Genomic DNA, 15744 nt, shown 5'->3' with positions numbered 1-15744 from the left:
GCGCGTACGGGACACTTCGGGCATGGTGGACCCGACCGAACGCCAGATCGTCCAGGAGCAGCTCGAGGAGCTGCACCGCCGTCACGGCAGCAGTCCCTTCGACGACGTCGTCTCCTACTACCCGCCCGAGGCCGAGGCCGACCGCGACCTGTTCGGCGTGGCCGGCACGAACGTCGACGGCACCTGCTGGTCGATCGGGGACTGCAGCGTCCGGTTCCCCCTGCACTCGGTGTCGAAGGTGTTCACCTACGCGCTGGCCCTCGAGGACCACGGGCGGGCCGAGGTGATGCGCAACGTCGGCGTCGAACCCTCCGGCGACCCCTTCAACTCGATCACCTTCGACGAGGCCAACAACCGGCCCTACAACCCGATGATCAACGCCGGTGCCCTGGTGGCGGCGAGCCTCGTCGACGGGTTCGACACCCGGGACCAGGTCGGCCGCATCGTGGACCGCTACCGCCGCTACACCGGCAACCCCGACCTCGACGTCGACCGCGCCGTCCTCGACGAACAGCTCGCGAACAACGACCGCAACATCGGGCTCTGCTACCTGATGCGCTCCCTCGGCATGCTGCACGGCGACATCGACCGCACCGTCGAGGTGTACCTGTCGGCCTGCTCGATCACGGTCACCGCGGCCGAGCTCTCGGTCATGGGGGCGACCCTGGCCAACGGCGGCGTCAACCCGCTCACCGGCGAGCGCGCCGTGGAGCGCAGCCACGTCCGCGACGTGGTCAGCGTGATGATGTCGTGCGGCATGTACGACGCCGCCGGGACCTGGGCCACCGAGGTCGGCATACCGGCCAAGAGCGGGGTGTCCGGAGGCATCGTCTGCGTCCTGCCGGAGTACTTCGGGCTCGGGACCTACTCGCCCGGGCTCGACGTGCACGGGAACTCCGTGCGGGGCGTCAACCTGTGCCGCGAGCTCTCCGAGACCTTCGGGCTGCACGTGTTCGCCGACCCCGCGGAGTCGGTCTTCGGCCGGATCGCCCAGCCGGGGCTCCCGGAGGGCTGATCAGTCGGGGTCCACGCGTCCCTGACGCAGGGCCCAGATCACCAGCCCCGTCGGGACGACGACGAGCAGGGCCACGGCGGCGAGGGCCAGCAACCAGGCCCCGGACAGCAGGACGGTCGCCGTGGCCAGGGCCACCAGCACCACGGCGACGACGAGCCGGACCCGCCACGACCGGCGAGGGACCGGCAGCACCCCGACCGCGAGGGCGTCGGCGAACCGCGCGTCGGCCCGGTGCTCGTGGTCGGCGATCGAGGCGAGGACGGCCTGCTCCGGGCCGGTCAGCGGCGCCGGGTCGGGCGGGGTGAGGGGCATCGCGGACTCCGGGACGACGTCGTTGTCTTCCGGGAGCCCACTCTGCCCGTCACGTGCCCGTCACACAATCACCGCGGGCTCCAGCTCGACCGCGGCGCGGAACGACCCGTCCATGTGGAAGGGCACCGACTCGTGCTGGTGGACGACCAGCCAGCGGCCGTCGATCCGGCGCAGTCCGATGGTCGACCGGAACCACAGGGTGAACTCCCCGCCCTTGTCCCCCGACATCGACGTGAGGGTGTGCACGAGGGCGAGGTCCCCGGAGACGTGGACCTCCGGGTCGTGGTGGGCGAGCTTCGGTGGCGCGGTGAACGAGGCGATCCACTCGGCGAGGCCGGCTGCGTCGCCGTCGGGGGTGTGCTGGACCAGCGGCGGCGCGAGGCTGTAGACGACCGGCTGCGGCGCGTAGGTGGCGATCGCGCGCTCCGCGTCGCCGGCCGCGATGGCCTCGTGCTGTTCGGACAGGACGGCGAGAATCTCGTGGGTGCTCATGTCCCGGTGTCGAGGCCGGCGGGCGCGGTCTCGACACCCGGGCAGAACGGATTGTCGAGAAGACCGGGAGGACCCGTCGTCGTGAAGTTCATGATCCTGCTCCACTCGAACGCCCACTTCGCGCAGCGCTGGGAGGCGCTGACCCCGGAGCAGCGGAACCGCTTCGGGGGCGACCACCTGGCCCTGACGCGTGAGCTCGCGGGCTCCGGCGAGCTGGTCGCCTCCGAGGGTCTGGCCGATCCGACGCTGGCACGGTGGGTCTCCACCGCCGACGGCAGCCCCGTCGTCGCCGACGGCCCGTTCGCGGAGACCAAGGAGCACCTCGCGGGCTTCTACCTGATCGACGTGGCCGATCCCGCCCGCGCGGAGGAGATCGCGGCGCGGGTGCCGGACGCGGTGTGGGGGCTGGTCGAGGTCCGCCCCGTGCTCGACATGAGCGGCTGGGACATGTGAGCAGCGTGATCGAGGCGCTCCGGGCCGCCGCGCCGGTCGCGCTCGGCGTCCTGGCCCGGCGGCACCGCGACTTCGACGCGTGCGAGGACGCCCTGCAGGAGGCGCTCGTGGCGGCGGCGCGGAGCTGGGCGGACGACGGCCTGCCGGAGAACCCGACGGGCTGGCTGGTCACCATCGCGACCCGCCGGTTGGTGGAGGGGTACCGGCGGGACACGGCCCGCCGTCGCCGGGAGGAGAACGACGCCCGTCGCGAGCCGCCGCCCGCGGAGGCGACCCCGGGCGACGATGCGGTCGCCCTGCTGCTGCTCTGCTGCCACCCCGCGCTGCGGGTGCCCAGTCAGGTGGCGCTGACGCTCCGGGCGGTCGGGGGCCTGACGACCGCCGAGATCGCGCGGGGGCTGCTGCTGCCGGAGGCGACGGTGGCGCAACGGATCAGCCGCGCGAAGGCGAAGCTGACCGAGGTCGGGCGCACGTTCGCCGACCCGGACGACGACGAGCGCCGCGCCCGCCTCCCGGCCGTCCTCGCGGTGCTGTCGCTGGTGTTCACCGAGGGCCACACGGCGAGTGCGGGCGATGTGCTGGCGCGCACCGACCTCACCGAGGAGGCGATCCGCCTCACCCGCACGCTCGTCGACGCCCTGGCGGACGTGCCCGAACGCGGCGAGGCGGCCGGCCTGCTCGCCCTCATGCTCCTGACCGATGCCCGCCGGGCGGCCCGGACCGCTCCCGACGGCGGGCTCGTCCCGCTCGCCGAGCAGGACCGCACCCGCTGGGACGCCACGCGGGTCGCGGAGGGCACCGCGCTGGTCACCGGAGTCCTGCACGACGGGCTGCCGGGGCCGTACACGGTGCAGGCGGCGATCGCCGCGGTGCACGCCGAGGCCGGGCGCAGCGAGGACACCGACTGGGCGCAGATCCTCGCGCTCTACGACATCCTGGTCGGGTTCTGGCCCGACCCGATGACCCGCCTCGGACGGCTCGTGGCCCTCGCCGAGGTGGAGGGTCCGGAGGTGGCGCTGGCCGCCCTGGACGCCCTCGACGAGCCCGGGCTGCGCGACCACCACCGCGTGCCCGCCGTCCGCGGGCACCTGGCCGAGGCCGCCGGCCGGGCCGACGAGGCCGTCGTCGCCTACCGGGACGCGGCGCGGCGCGCGCTCTCCGGACCGGAACGGGCCTACCTGCTCGACCGGGCGTCCCGGGTGGACACGGCAGAATGACCCCATGGCCGACGGGGTGCGCGCGTCCGACGCCGAACGGAACCTGACCGTGCAACGGCTGGACCGGGCCCTGGAGAACGGTCGGCTCACCCCGGTCGAGTACGACGAACGGGTCGCCGCGGCGTACGCCGCGACGACCCGTGGAGAGCTCTCCGACCTGACGAAGGACCTACCCGGTCACCTCTGGTGACCCGTCCCGTTCGGCACGGGGTCCGACGTCGGGGTGGGGGACTCCTCCTGCTCCCGGGCGGCGTCGGGCGACGACGGCACGGGACCGATCGCGGCCCGGGCCGCGGCGGCGACGTCCTCGAGCGCGGCGGACCCGCCGTCGGTCGGGGTGGACGCCGGGGTGCCGCCCGACGACGCTCCGGCGCCCCGCTCGAGGAACCGCAGCAGTTCCACCGGCAGGGGCATGACCAGCGTCGAGTTCTTGTCCGAGGCCACGTCGGTCACGGTCTGCAGCAGCCGGAGCTGCAGCGCGCCCGGTGCGGAGCTCATCCGCTCGGAGGCCTGGGTGAGCTTCTCCGAGGCCTCGAGCTCACCCTCCGCGCTGATCACCCGGGCGCGGCGGTCCCGCTCGGCCTCGGCCTGCCGGGACATCGACCGCCGCATGCCCTCGGGCAGGGCGATGTCCTTGATCTCGACGCGATCGATGCTGACGCCCCAGTCCTCGGTGGGTGCGTCGATCACGGCCCGGAGCTCGCCGTTGATCTGCTCGCGGTCGGCGAGCAACGTGTCGAGGTCCGCGCGGCCGATCACCGAGCGCATCGAGGTCTGGGCGACCTGCGAGGTGGCGCGCAGGTAGTCGTCGACGTTCACGACGGCGCGCACCGGGTCGGTCACCTTGAAGTAGACGACCGCGTCCACGCCGATCGTGACGTTGTCGCGGGTGATCGCGTTCTGCGACGGCACGTCGAGCACCGTGGTCTGGACCGGCACCTTCGTCATGCGGTCGACGAACGGGACGATCACCCGCAGGCCCGGCTCGCGGACCGCCGGCAGCAGCCGGCCGAAGCGCAGCACCACGCCGCGCTGGTACTGCTGCACGGAGTGCACGGCGGCGCCACCGGTCGTCAGCACGACCAGCGCCACCACCACCAACAGGACGACCAGGATCTCCATGGACGTCGCTCCTCTCCCCGGGCCGCCGGTGGACACCCGACGGCGACGTCATCGGACGCTCGGGTCCGCTCAGGTCCGTTCCGGGTCCGCGGGTGGTCCGGGTCGCTCGGGTCGCCCTGGCGGGCCCTGCAGCCCGCCCTCGCGCAGGGCCCGCACCACGAGGTAGGTGGGCCCGACGACCAGGGCGACGGTGAGCACGAGCGCGAGGGTCCAGGCCGGAGGCAGCAGCAACGCGACCACCACGCCGACCACCGCGCCCTGCACCATCCGGTCCCGACGACGGCCGCGCGCGACCGTCCGGCCGACCACCGCGGCCTGCGGGTCGGCGTCGGGGGCCTCCTCCCGCCCCACCGGGGCGTTCATCCGCAGCACGTAGCCGGGGTCGGACGCGTTCTCGTGCGCGGCCAGGTCGTCGAGGACCCGCCGTTGGGACGGGGTCAGCTCGGTGGGCTCGGGCGTCGGTGCGGTGCTCACGGCGACCTCCCCGGGTCGGACGGCGGTGACTCCGACGATCCGGATGAAACCGGCACGGAAGCTGGCCGCAGCCTGATGATCGGCTGAGAATCCGGGCCCGGGGAGGGGACGTCAGCGACGGGGCATGATCACCCACAGCGCGATGTAGATGATGAACTGCGGCCCCGGCAGCAGGCACGAGAGCACGAACAGCAGACGGACGACGTTCGCGGACAGGCCGAAGCGCTCGCCGAGTCCGGCGCACACCCCGCCGATCATCGCGCCTTCGCGGGGACGGGTCAGGACGGCCATGACGGTTCCTCTCGGTCGGTGTCGTGGTGACCCCACACTCGCCCAACGAACGACGGCCGACCTCCGTGCCCACCCCCGGAATCACCTCGGGGTCACCCCTGAGACACCCACCGTGTCCCGAACTGAGACAGGCGGGGGACGGCCCCGTCCCTAGTGTCATGCCCTGTGAGCGAGGACACGTCGGGTGCGCGGTCGCTGAAGACGGCGGCGATGGTCCTGCGGGCGCTGCGCCTGCTCGGGGACCATCCCGAGGGCCTGTCCCCCGTCGAGATCGCCGAGCGCCTGGGCAAGAGCCCGGCCACCGCCCGCTACGTCGTCAACACCCTCTGCGAGGCCGGGTACGCCCGCCGCGAGGAGGGCGGGCTCTGCCTGCTCCGGCCCGCCCCGCCGTGGGGCGCCTGGGCCCCGTCCGGGACCACCGCGGACGACGGCGGGGACGACCCGGCGGGGCCGATGGACCTCGGCCCGGACGACCCGGCGCCCGGCGCCGTGCTCGCCGAGGCGGTCACCGAGCTCTACCGGCGCACCCGCCAGCGCGCCTATCTCGTGCGCCGGACCGGGACCCTCGTCGCGAGCGTGTGCGACGTCCGGGGACACCAGGGACTCGCCCGGCTCCCCGGACTGGACACCCACGTGCCGCCGGAGCGGGCGCACGGGCTCGCGTTCACCAAGGTGCTGCTCGCCGCGTCGCCCACCTACCGCGACGCGATCACCGCGGAGCCGCTGGTCGCGCTCACGCCGCGGACCCTCACCTGCCCGATCCGCCTCGGGACCGAGCTCGACACCGTCGCCCGGCGCGGCTGGGCCAGCGACGAGGAGGAGTTCGCCGGCGGCTTCGCCACCCTGGCGGCCCCGATCGCGTCGCCGTCGGGGACCTCGACCGTGGCCCTGGGGCTCTCCTGCTCGTCCCGGCGCTACGCCGCGCACGCCGACGAGCTGGTGGCCGAGCTCCTCGCCGTCGCCCGGGGCGCGGCGCGGGAGTGGGCCGGGACGGCGCACGACGCGGCGCAGTGCACCTGCCCGGACTGCGGTCTCGGCGACGCGGCCCCGACGTCCGGCCCGGCGACGGCGGCAGGCGACCGCCGCCCGCTCGCCCGGGGGCAGCTCCGGCGGCGCACCGGCCGCGGGGTCAGCGCCCGACGTCGGTGATGCCGAACGCCCGCAGGCGCCGGTAGAGGGTCGCGCGCCCCATCCCGAGGGCGGCCGCGGCCTGGACCCGGTTGCCGCGCGCCTCGATCAGCGCCGCCACGATGAGGTCCCGCTCGGCGGTCTCGAGCGGCGTCAGTCGCCGCCGGGTGCCGTGCACCGCGACCTCGGCGGGGAGGTCACCCGCCTCGATGTCGCCCGCCGGCCGGGACGCCAGGGCCCGGCGCAGCACGTCGGAGAGCTGCGCGACGTTGCCGGGCCAGCGGGCGCCCCCGAGCAGGGCGAGCGCCCCCGCGGTACATCGGACACGGCGCCCCGGGGCGAGCCGGGCCAGCAGGAAGTCCACCAGCGGGGCGACGTCCTCGGGTCGCCGCCGCAGGGGCTCGACGAGCAGCGACCCGGCGAAGCCGCCCAGCACGTCGTGCACCGGACGTCCCACGGGCACCGCGTCGCCGGTCACCGACCCGACGATCCAGACCTCGGCCGGGGTGTCCGCGAGGAGCTCCGCGAGCGCCTCGGCCCCGTCGTCGTCGAGCGACTCGAGCCGACGGACGACGACCGTCGCGGGCTCGCCGAGGTCGTCGACGACGGCGAGCAGGTCCTCCGCGGCGTTCGGACCGTCCCCGTCCACGACCACCAGGCGGGCGGCCGGCCGGATCTCCCGGTGCGCCGCCCGGACCGCGGCCAGCTTGCCGACCCCGGTCTCGCCCAGCACCAGCGTGCTGCGCACGGCGGTGGCCGCCGTCCGCAGCGCCGCACTGGTCGAGCGCCAGGACCGCGTGGTCCCGGCGAGCCCGGCGAGCGGGCGCTCGCGGCTGGTGGCGGGTCCGGGTGACGGGCTCGCCGTCACGGTGCGCGGCAGGGCCGTGGCGGCGCCGCCGGCGAGGCGCAGGGTGCTGGTGCTGGGCACGACCTCGACGACGACGCCCGCGGGTCGCTCGGGCGGCGCGGGGGTCAGCAGGAGCCGGACGGGCCCGTCGTCGAGCAGGGCCCGTTCCTCGCTCGGCCCCCGGCGCCGGTACTCCGCGGCGTACCGCGCGATGAGCTCGCGGTCGCCCTCGGAGAGGGTGTCGTCGGCCGCCCGGTTCGCGATGACGAAGTCGTCGGCGAGCGCGAGCACCGGCCCGCGCACCCGGGCGCACGCCACCCGGAAGGCCGCCATCACCGCGCGCGACCCGGCGCTGCCGCGTTCCCGCAGCACCTCCTCGATGTCCCGGGCGGCCTGCCGGGCGAGGAAGCGCATGAGGTCGTTGGCCTCGGCGGCCAGGCACGTCACGTCGAGGATGCCCGCCAGGACTCCCCCGGGACGGTGCACCGGCGCACCCGCGCAGGCGAAGGACCGGAGCCGGTCGGTGTAGTGCTCGGCGCCGATGACCATGGCGGGGCTGTTGCCCTCGAGGGCGGTACCGACCCCGTTCGTGCCCGCGAACTCCTCGGCGTAGCTGAAGCCGGGGGCGAGCGAGATCGCGTCCAGCCGCCGTTGCAGCTCCCCCTCACCGACCCGGCGGTCGAGGACGTTGCCGTCGGCGTCGGACAGCACGACGGCCACCGACATGCCCGAGAGGCGCTCGGCGAGGTCGTCGAGGACGGGGCGGGCGAAGTGGACGAGGCTGCCGTCGAAGTCGAGGTCCGGGTCGTAGGGCAGGGAGAGCTCGTCGGCGTCCACGCCGGCACGCAGCGACCGCTCCCAGGACTGCATGATCTCCGGCCGCAGCCCGGTGTCGAGGCCGGAGCCGCCGAGGAACCGTTCGCGCGCGCGGTCGAGGTGGACCCCTGCGTGTTCGTCCATTCGGCCACCTCGCCAACGCGCTCGTCGCACCGACCGCGCCCGGTCGAGGTCGTGGGATGCGCAACCGGCGATGCTAGAGGTGATCCGGGCCACGGAGAACCGGCAGCGGAGGATCCGACGTCTCGATCCGAGACACCGCGCCGGTCAGCCGACGATCGTGTCCACGATCAGGACGACGTTCAGGGAGATCACGATCGCGCTGATCAGGCCCAGCACCACCGTCATGGGCCGGCCGATCGCCTCCTCACCGAGCAGCGTCCGGTCCCTCGCCACCCGCATCAGCGCGTACAGCGCGAACGGGATGCCGAAGCAGAGCACCACCTGGCTGCCGACCAGGGCCGTCGTCGGGCTGGTCCCGATCGCGAGCAGGACCAGCGCCGGCAGCATCGTCACCGTCCGGCGCACCACCAGCGGCAGCCGCACGTCGACGAACCCCTCCATGACGACCTGCCCGGAGTAGGTGCCGACCGCGGCCGACGACAGCCCGCTGGCCAGCAGGGTCGCGGCGAACGCGAGCGCCACCGCGCCCCCGGCGAGCTGGCCCAGCCCGGCGTGGGCGGCCTCGAGTCCGTCGACGCCCTCGGCGACCGGCGACCCGCTGAACACCCCCGCCGCGACGAGCAGCATCGAGAGGTTCACCAGCCCGGCGATCGACAGCGCCACGATCACCTCGGTGCGCTGGAAGCCCAGCAGCCGTGCCCGGCCCCCGCGGCCGACCCCGCGGGCCCGGCCCGCCGTCAGCGCCGAGTGCGCGTAGATCGCGTGGGGCATCACGGTCGCCCCGACGATCCCGACGGCGAGCACGAGCTGGGTGGAGTCGTCGAGCCCGGGCACCAGACCGGCCGCGGCCGCGCCGGGGTCGATGCCGACGGAGAAGAGCTGGAACGCCACCCCGACGACGATGAACGCCAGGAAGGCGACGATGCCCACCTCGAACGGCCGGTGGCCGCGCCGCTGGAGCGCGAGCACCCCGAACGACACGGCGGCCGTGATCAGCCCGGACTCGAGGAGCCCGAGGCCGAAGAGCAGCTGGAGGCCGACGGCGGCCCCGAGGAACTCGGCGACGTCGGTCGCCATCGCCACGACCTCGGCCTGCAGCCACATGAACACCCGGGTCGGTCGGCTCATCACCTGCTTCGCCGACCGCGGGACGCTGCGGCCGGAGGCGATGCCGACCTTCGCCGCCACGTACTGCACCGGCATCGCCATCAGCCCGGCGCCGATCACCACCCACGCCAGGGCGTAGCCCGACGTCGCGCCGGCCACCGAGTTGGTGGCGACGTTGCCCGGGTCCACGTACGCGACCGACGCCACGAAGGCGGGCCCGGCCAGGACCACCGGGGGACGGCGGAACATCAACCGTCCCCGCCGTTCTCTCCCCGGAAGTCGTCCGGCGTCACCTGGTCGAGGAACGCCCGCATCTCGTCGACCTCCACGCTCTGCGGGTGCGGCCGGTCGCCCTGCAGTTCCCGCCAGGACTGCCCGGCCTCGGCCATCACATGATCCGCGACGGCGATCGGGAGCGCATCCCGGACCGCGATCGCGAGGGCGTCGCTCGGCCGCACGGGGGCGGCGGACCCGTCGTCGAGCCGCAGGACGGCGTGGAAGCGCTCGTCGACGAGGTCGGTGATCTCCGCCCCCGTCAGGAACCGGCCCAGCGCGGCCGCCACGTCGGCGACCACGTCCTGGGTCAGGCGGGTGTCGTCCTCGCGCGCCGGGTGCGGGCCGGCGGCCATCACCTCGGCCTGCGGCGCCCGGATCGCCACCACCAGGCAGCGGTCCTCGGCCGCGTCGGCGAGGACCGCGAGCGGTTCCCGGGTCACCCGGTGCATCACCAGCGTGACGAGATGGACCTCCTCCACGGCTCAGCGCTCGCCCTGCACCGGATCGAACAGGGCCCGGATCTCGGCCAGCTGGTCCTGGATCTGCTCCGCGTCCTGGCCCCGCGCCCACGACGGGTCGCCCGGGGTGATGCCCAGCGCCCGTAGCAGCTCGGCCGCCGCCTCCGAGGGGTCCCCCGCCTCCCCGAGCACCGGGTGCAGACCCTGCCCGGAGAGGTGGTCGAACACCAGGTTCACGACGGTCCAGGGGTTGAACTTCTCCTCGCCGTGCTGCGCGCCGGTCACGACTCCCCCTGCGCGTCGTCCTCCGGCCGCGGCGGCGGGGCGCCGTCCCCGGTCACCTCGATCTCGTCGAGGGTCTCGAGCTCCTTCGCGGTGAGGGCCTGCGCCCCCTCGAGCACGGTCGCCTGGTGCTCCGCGATCCGGCCGTCGACCAGTGCGGACAGCGCGAAGGCGAGCGCCCCGGTCTGCCGGACGGTCTGCTCGTCGACCGGGTCCTGGTGCGTCGAGGTGATCGCGACGCCCGCCGGGACGCCGTCGTTCACCGCGATCCCGACGGTGAAGGTCTCCCGCGGGTTCGCGGCCGGGTCGGCGTAGTGCTTCTTGATCCGCCGCAGCATCCGGTGCCAGGCGAGCTTCTCGCCCTTGAGCTCGAGCCCCTCGACGTCGTCCTCGGTGAGTCCCATCCCGCGCTCCCCGCCCGCGAAGCAGCGCGAGTACGAGATGAGTGCGGTGGTCCACAGCGACTCGACCACGACCTCGTCGAACTGCTTCCCGACGCCGGGTCGGAGCGCGCCGACCAGGCGCTCGCAGCACAGCAGGACGGTCTGCAGGTCGTCGAAGATCGCGGCCAGGTCGGCCAGCGCGGCGGCGGCGGGAGACCCGATCCGTTTGACGGTGCGTGGTGGTGCCACGTCGGTCATGACGCGTTCCCTCCCGGGGGTCTACAGGCCGTAGCGGACGGCGAGCTGGCCGCGGCAGATGCTCGTGTTGGCGTCCACACCGACCTGGTAGGAGCGGGCCTTGCGCAGGTGCAGCGGCAGGGCCTCGACCCCGACGGTGCGCCCGCTCGGGTCGACCACCAGCGGGTCGTCGTCCCCGGCCGGGATCCCGAGTTCCCGACGGCGGGCGCGCAGCCGGCGCAGGTCGTCGGAGGCGGGTGCCTCGCCGAGGGTCATGGCGGCGACCTGCTCGGGGGTCGTGCCCTCGCGCATCATCGGCCGGACGACGAGGTCGGTGCCGGCCATCAGGGCCCGTTCGGTGAAGGTGCGACGCAGCTCGTGGAGCTCCGACACGGCCTCGCCGACCTCGGTGCCGGCCATCGAGTGCACGAAGCCCGCGCGGGCGGCGACGCCGGCGTTGATCGCGTCGGAGGCGAAGTGGTCGATCAGCGTGACCTCGACGTCGGTCAGGCCCTCGACCCCGGAGACCGCGTCCCAGGCGTCGGCGACCATGAGGAACGCGAAGTTGGGCGCGCAGAAGTAGGTGGGCAGTCGCAGGGAGACGCGCGCGACACGGCCGGACCCGTCAGCACTGTCGATCTCGACGGAGGCGACGAAGTCCAGCGAGACCACGTCGGTGTCGAGCTCGGGGTCGCGCACCGTGCGCAGCGCCTCCCACACCCGCCCGACGACCTCCTCGGACGTCGGGCGGGTGAGGAAGGAGATGCTCATGCCTGGGCCACCAGCTCCGCGTCGTCCTGGGCGCCCGGGGTGCCGGAGACCTGGTACTCCGCCGGGACGTCGATCCCGTAGAGCTTCGCGGCGTTCAGGCCGAGGATCTTCTTCTTGCCCTCGACGCCGAGACGCGGGTAGTCGGCGAACTCCTCGCCCTCGGGCATGGTCCAGTCGACGAAGCCCTCGACCTGCCACTTCGGCGTCCAGATGTTGTAGTCCGAGCCGAAGGTCATCTTGTCCTCGCCGACCCAGAACAGCAGCTCGCCCATCACCTTGGCGAAGAACCGCGGGCGGGCGTGCATGAGGCCACCGATGACCACCGAGAGGCCGGCGTAGACGTTGGGCTCCTGCGTCGCCATGAAGCAGAAGTCCTCGATCCGCGGCAGACCCACGTGCTCGACGATGAAGTTCAGGCCCTGGAAGTCCGTGGCGGCGTGGTCGACGTCGGACACGTCGAACGCGTCCTTGTCCAGCGGCCAGATCGTCGGGCCCTTGTGGACGTGGATGTTCTTGATGCCGAGCTCCTGGGCGCGCTCCAGGAACCGGTAGGCCTCCGGGTCGGTCAGCTTGAACCCGCGCGAGTCGCCGTTCCACTCCGCGGTGTAGAGCTTCGCGCCGATGGACCCGTACTTCTCGACGTTGGCCTCGAACTCGCGCATGCCGGCGTCGCCGTCACGCGGGTCGAAGCGGGTGTTGAGGATGAACTTGCCGGGGTACTTCTCGGCGAGGTAACCGTTCTGCTCGGTGGTGTTGAAGCCGTTCTTGTACCACTCGCGCAGGTACGTCGACTGGAAGATCGCGACGTCGACGTGTCCCTCCTCGAACTCCTCGCGCATCAGCTGCTCTTCGGAGACCTTCTGGAACTCCTCGATCGGCTGCATCGCCTCGGCCGGGCCCAGGCCCTGGTAGGCGTGGAAGCACTCGATCCAGCCCTTGGCGTACTGCTCGGCGCCCGGGACCCAGTTCTCCGGCGAGGCGTCCCAGTAGTGCATGTGGGAGTCGACGATGAAGTACTTCTCGCCGTCCTTCTCGTACATGGAAATTCCTCCGCAGTTCGTGGTGGTTGGTTGCGGCAGTTTTCTTACGGAACGAGAATGGCTCGGCCGCGGACCTTGCCCGCGTCGAGGTCGTGCAGGGCGTCCAAGGCCTGGTCGAGGCGGTACTGGACGGTGTGCAGGGTGACCTTCCCGGCCTGCGCGAGGACCATCAGTTCCGCGAGGTCGTTGTAGGTCCCGACGATGTTGCCGATGACGTTCTTCTCGCCGGCCACGAAATCCAGCGTGGGGGCGCGGAACTCGCCGCCGTAGCCCAGGACGAAGCAGTAGCCCGCCGGCCCGGTCATCGCCCAGGCGTCGATCTCGGCGCCCTGCTCGGCGACGAAGTCGAACACGACCGTCGCGCCGCCGCCGGTGAGGTCCTGCACGGCCTGCACGTGGTTGCCGTCGGCCACCACGGTCTCCTCGGCGCCGATCTTCTTCGCGAGTTCCAGCGCGGCCGGGTTGCGGTCCACCGCGATGATCTTGGTCGCGGTGAGGGCGGCCAGGGCCTGCACCGCGATGTGCCCCAGGCCGCCGACGCCCTGCACCACCGCCGTCGTCCCCGGGTACAGGTACGGCACGGACTTGCGCACCGCGTGATAGGCGGTGATGCCGGCGTCGGCCAGCGCGGCCACGTCGGCCGGGTTGGTGTCCGGGTTGAGCTTCACGCAGGCCCGCGCGGTGGTGCGCAGGTACTCGGCCATGCCGCCGTCGTTGTTGGACAGCCCGGGGAAGAACGCGTCGCCGGTGCACTGCATGTCCCGCCCCGCGCGGCACGCGAGGCACAGCCCGCACGAGGGCTGCGGGTGCAGGATGACGGTGTCGCCGACCCTGACGTTGGTGACCGCGTCCCCGATCTCGTGCACCCACCCGGCGTTCTCGTGGCCGATCACGTAGGGCAGGTCCGGGTTCTGGATGTCCTTCCAGTCCCCGTTGACGATGTGCAGGTCGGTGCGGCAGACGCCGGCGCCGCCGATCTTGACGATGACGTCGAGCGGGCCCTGGAGCTTGGGCTCGGCGATGTCGTCGAGTGACGGGTCCTGCTGGTACTGGTGGACGCGGACGGCCTTCACGGGTTCTGCTCCTTCGACGCTGGTGGGACTGTTCGGTCAGGGCGGGCGGGTCATCCCACCGACGGGCCGAGGCCCAACGACTGGGGCGTGCTGGAGTCCGGCGAGGGCTGCGGGATGCCTTCGTCGAGGGGGCCGTACTCGGTCATGAGCGCCTTGTTCCAGGGCGTCTGCTCCTCGGCCACCAGCGAGTTGGTGGTGAGGATGAGGCCGGCGACCGAGGCGCCGTTCTGGAGGGCGGAGCGCACGACCCGCAGCGGGTCGATGATGCCCATCTCGACCATGTTCCCGAAGCGGCCCTCGAGGGCGTCGAACCCTTCGTCGACGGCCATGTCGCGGGCCTGCTTCACCACGTCGTGGCCGTCGTAGCCGGCGTTGGTGGCGATCAGGTAGGCGGGCTCGGACAGCGAGGCGCGGACGATCTCGGCCCCGGTGCGGTAGTCGCCCTTGAGGTCGCCCAGGTCGCCGAGGGCACCCTCGGAGTGCAGCAGCGCGGCGCCGCCGCCGGCCACGATCCCCTCGGCCATCGCGGCCCGCGTCGCCTGCAGCGAGTCGTCCACGCGGTGGCGGATCTCCTTGAGCTCCGCGTTGGTCGGCGCGCCCACCTGCAGGATCGCGGCCTTGCCGGAGAGGCGGGCGATGCGCTCGTTGAAGAAGTCCTCGTCGGTGCCGATGGTGCTGCGGTCGCGCTCGGCGGTCAGCTGCTGCACCCGGATCTCGCGGGCGGCCTGGTCGCCGAGGCCGCCGATGATCGCGGTCTGGTCGCTCGTGGCACGGACCTGGGTGGCGCGACCGAGGTGCTCCACGCCCATCTGCTCCAGCGCGAACGCCGAGGCCTTGGAGTGCACCTTGCCGCCGCACAGCGACGCCATGTCCTCGAGCAGGTGGATGCGCTTCTCGCCGAAGCCGGGCGCCTGGATGCAGGTGACCTTCAGGTGCCCGTTGACGTGGTTGTGGACGAGCATCTGCAGGGCCGAGCCCTCGACCTTCTCGGCCACGATCACCAGCGGGCGGGGGTCGCGCATGATGCGCTCGAGCACCGGCATGATCGACCGGACGTCGGAGATCTTCTCGGCGCTGAACAGCAGGTACGGGTCGTCGAGGACCGCGAGCATGGAGCCCGGGTCGGTGACGAGGTAGGGCGAGACGTAGCCGTTCTCGAACTCGAAGTCCTCGACGAAGTCGACGGCCAGGCCGTGCACGGGGCCGTCGTCGACGGTGATGACGCCGTCGTCGCCGACGGTGTGCAGGGTCTGCGCGACGACCCGGCCGATCCCCTCGTCGTCGTTGGCGGAGATCGAGGCGACCCGCGACAGCGACTCGACGTCGTCCACCGGGTGGGCGACGGAGGCGAGGTGGGCCACGATCTTGCCGACCGCGAGGTCGATGCCGCGCTTGACGAGCACGGGGTTGCCGCCCTGGCCGATGGCCTTGAGGCCCTCGCGGACGATCGCCTGGGCGATGACCGTCGCGGTCGTGGTGCCGTCGCCGACGACGTCGTTGGTCTTGACCGCGGCTTCCTTGAGGACCTGCGCACCCATGTTCTCGAACTGGTCGCGGAGGAAGATCTCCCGGGCGATCGTGACGCCGTCGTTGGTCACCTCGGGAGTACCGGTGATCTTCTCGAGGATGACGTTCCGACCCTTGGGGCCCAGCGTCGACTTGACGGCTTCGGCGAGCTGGTCGACTCCCGCCTGCAGGGCCTGACGGGCGTCGGCTCCGAATCGCAGTTCCTTGGCCATGGCCTCTCTTCTCCTCCGAGGTGGGGTCGGGCGCGCGGGATGGTCGTGACGAGTGCCGGAACCGCCG

Annotated in this window: 19 protein-coding genes; 5 read left to right on the top strand and 14 right to left on the bottom strand. The window is 73.0% G+C overall.

Features of this window, described 5'->3' with window-relative positions; translation table 11 throughout:
- Positions 1–22: 22 nt before the first annotated feature.
- On the top strand, positions 23–1015 hold the full coding sequence (glsA, locus tag QRT03_RS04530; RefSeq protein ID WP_286051315.1) for a glutaminase A: 993 nt from the start codon (positions 23–25) through the stop codon (positions 1013–1015).
- Here the strand turns inward: glsA and QRT03_RS04525 are convergent, their stop codons facing one another.
- Positions 1016–1327: a DUF3040 domain-containing protein gene (locus QRT03_RS04525; protein ID WP_286051314.1), complete on the bottom strand. Its 312-nt coding sequence runs from the start codon at positions 1325–1327 to the stop codon at positions 1016–1018. It lies immediately after the preceding gene.
- A 60-nt stretch (positions 1328–1387) separates the two neighbouring features.
- A complete protein-coding gene (locus tag QRT03_RS04520) occupies positions 1388–1819 on the bottom strand; it encodes a YybH family protein (protein ID WP_286051313.1) in 432 nt (143 codons plus the stop codon).
- A gap of 90 nt (positions 1820–1909) precedes the next feature.
- On the opposite strand from QRT03_RS04520, the gene QRT03_RS04515 reads away from it, so the two are divergent.
- Genes QRT03_RS04515 through QRT03_RS04505 form a run of 3 tightly spaced genes read left to right on the top strand, consistent with a single transcriptional unit; the run spans position 1910 to position 3679 of the window.
- The gene (locus QRT03_RS04515; protein ID WP_286052047.1) at positions 1910–2272 is read left to right on the top strand and encodes a YciI family protein; all 363 of its coding nucleotides are present in this window, start codon (positions 1910–1912) and stop codon (positions 2270–2272) included.
- A 5-nt stretch (positions 2273–2277) separates the two neighbouring features.
- Positions 2278–3489, top strand: coding sequence for an RNA polymerase sigma factor (locus QRT03_RS04510; RefSeq protein WP_286052046.1), 1212 nt, complete (start codon positions 2278–2280; stop codon positions 3487–3489).
- Positions 3490–3493: 4 nt separating this feature from the next.
- Complete coding sequence (locus tag QRT03_RS04505; RefSeq protein ID WP_286051312.1) at positions 3494–3679, top strand: DUF1707 SHOCT-like domain-containing protein; 186 nt, start codon at positions 3494–3496, stop codon at positions 3677–3679.
- Here the strand turns inward: QRT03_RS04505 and QRT03_RS04500 are convergent.
- From QRT03_RS04500 to QRT03_RS04490, 3 genes are all read right to left on the bottom strand, one after another.
- Positions 3667–4611: a slipin family protein gene (locus tag QRT03_RS04500; protein WP_286051311.1), complete on the bottom strand. Its 945-nt coding sequence runs from the start codon at positions 4609–4611 to the stop codon at positions 3667–3669. The genes QRT03_RS04505 and QRT03_RS04500 overlap by 13 nt on opposite strands.
- Before the next feature lie 69 nt (positions 4612–4680).
- Positions 4681–5085, bottom strand: coding sequence for a hypothetical protein (locus tag QRT03_RS04495; RefSeq protein WP_286051310.1), 405 nt, complete (start codon positions 5083–5085; stop codon positions 4681–4683).
- 111 nt (positions 5086–5196) lie between these two features.
- Positions 5197–5376 (bottom strand): PspC domain-containing protein, encoded by a 180-nt coding sequence (locus QRT03_RS04490; protein ID WP_286051309.1) that lies wholly within the window; start codon positions 5374–5376, stop codon positions 5197–5199.
- 165 nt (positions 5377–5541) lie between these two features.
- Here QRT03_RS04490 and QRT03_RS04485 point away from each other — a divergent pair, with 165 nt between their 5' ends.
- On the top strand, positions 5542–6525 hold the full coding sequence (locus QRT03_RS04485) for an IclR family transcriptional regulator domain-containing protein (RefSeq protein ID WP_286051308.1): 984 nt from the start codon (positions 5542–5544) through the stop codon (positions 6523–6525).
- On the opposite strand, the gene QRT03_RS04480 is transcribed toward QRT03_RS04485, so the two are convergent.
- From QRT03_RS04480 to groL, 9 genes are all read right to left on the bottom strand, one after another.
- Positions 6506–8311 (bottom strand): sigma-54-dependent Fis family transcriptional regulator, encoded by a 1806-nt coding sequence (locus QRT03_RS04480; RefSeq protein ID WP_286051307.1) that lies wholly within the window; start codon positions 8309–8311, stop codon positions 6506–6508. The two genes, QRT03_RS04485 and QRT03_RS04480, sit on opposite strands and share 20 nt — an antisense overlap.
- Positions 8312–8455: 144 nt before the next feature.
- Positions 8456–9667 carry an Nramp family divalent metal transporter gene (locus QRT03_RS04475; RefSeq protein WP_345783231.1) on the bottom strand — a complete coding sequence of 404 codons (1212 nt, stop codon included), beginning with the start codon at positions 9665–9667 and terminating at the stop codon, positions 8456–8458.
- A complete protein-coding gene (locus tag QRT03_RS04470) occupies positions 9667–10173 on the bottom strand; it encodes a bifunctional nuclease family protein (RefSeq protein ID WP_286051305.1) in 507 nt (168 codons plus the stop codon). Before QRT03_RS04470 ends, QRT03_RS04475 begins: the two co-directional genes overlap by 1 nt.
- 3 nt (positions 10174–10176) lie before the next feature.
- Positions 10177–10437 (bottom strand): hypothetical protein, encoded by a 261-nt coding sequence (locus QRT03_RS04465; protein ID WP_286051304.1) that lies wholly within the window; start codon positions 10435–10437, stop codon positions 10177–10179.
- Positions 10434–11075, bottom strand: coding sequence for a hypothetical protein (locus QRT03_RS04460; protein ID WP_286051303.1), 642 nt, complete (start codon positions 11073–11075; stop codon positions 10434–10436). Before QRT03_RS04460 ends, QRT03_RS04465 begins: the two co-directional genes overlap by 4 nt.
- 21 nt (positions 11076–11096) lie before the next feature.
- Positions 11097–11825 (bottom strand): iron-sulfur cluster assembly protein, encoded by a 729-nt coding sequence (locus tag QRT03_RS04455; RefSeq protein WP_286051302.1) that lies wholly within the window; start codon positions 11823–11825, stop codon positions 11097–11099.
- Positions 11822–12865: an amidohydrolase family protein gene (locus QRT03_RS04450; RefSeq protein WP_286051301.1), complete on the bottom strand. Its 1044-nt coding sequence runs from the start codon at positions 12863–12865 to the stop codon at positions 11822–11824. The genes QRT03_RS04455 and QRT03_RS04450 overlap by 4 nt, the downstream gene beginning before the upstream one ends.
- A gap of 44 nt (positions 12866–12909) precedes the next feature.
- Positions 12910–13938 (bottom strand): NAD(P)-dependent alcohol dehydrogenase, encoded by a 1029-nt coding sequence (locus QRT03_RS04445; protein ID WP_286051300.1) that lies wholly within the window; start codon positions 13936–13938, stop codon positions 12910–12912.
- A gap of 50 nt (positions 13939–13988) precedes the next feature.
- Positions 13989–15677: a chaperonin GroEL gene (groL, locus tag QRT03_RS04440; RefSeq protein WP_286051299.1), complete on the bottom strand. Its 1689-nt coding sequence runs from the start codon at positions 15675–15677 to the stop codon at positions 13989–13991.
- Between the last annotated feature and the right edge of the window lie 67 nt (positions 15678–15744).

This window comes from Actinomycetospora termitidis (genome assembly GCF_030286555.1).
Lineage (GTDB): Bacteria > Actinomycetota > Actinomycetes > Mycobacteriales > Pseudonocardiaceae > Actinomycetospora > Actinomycetospora termitidis.
The sequence above is the reverse complement of the archived record's forward strand: the minus strand, read 5'-3'. Positions and strand labels throughout refer to the sequence as shown.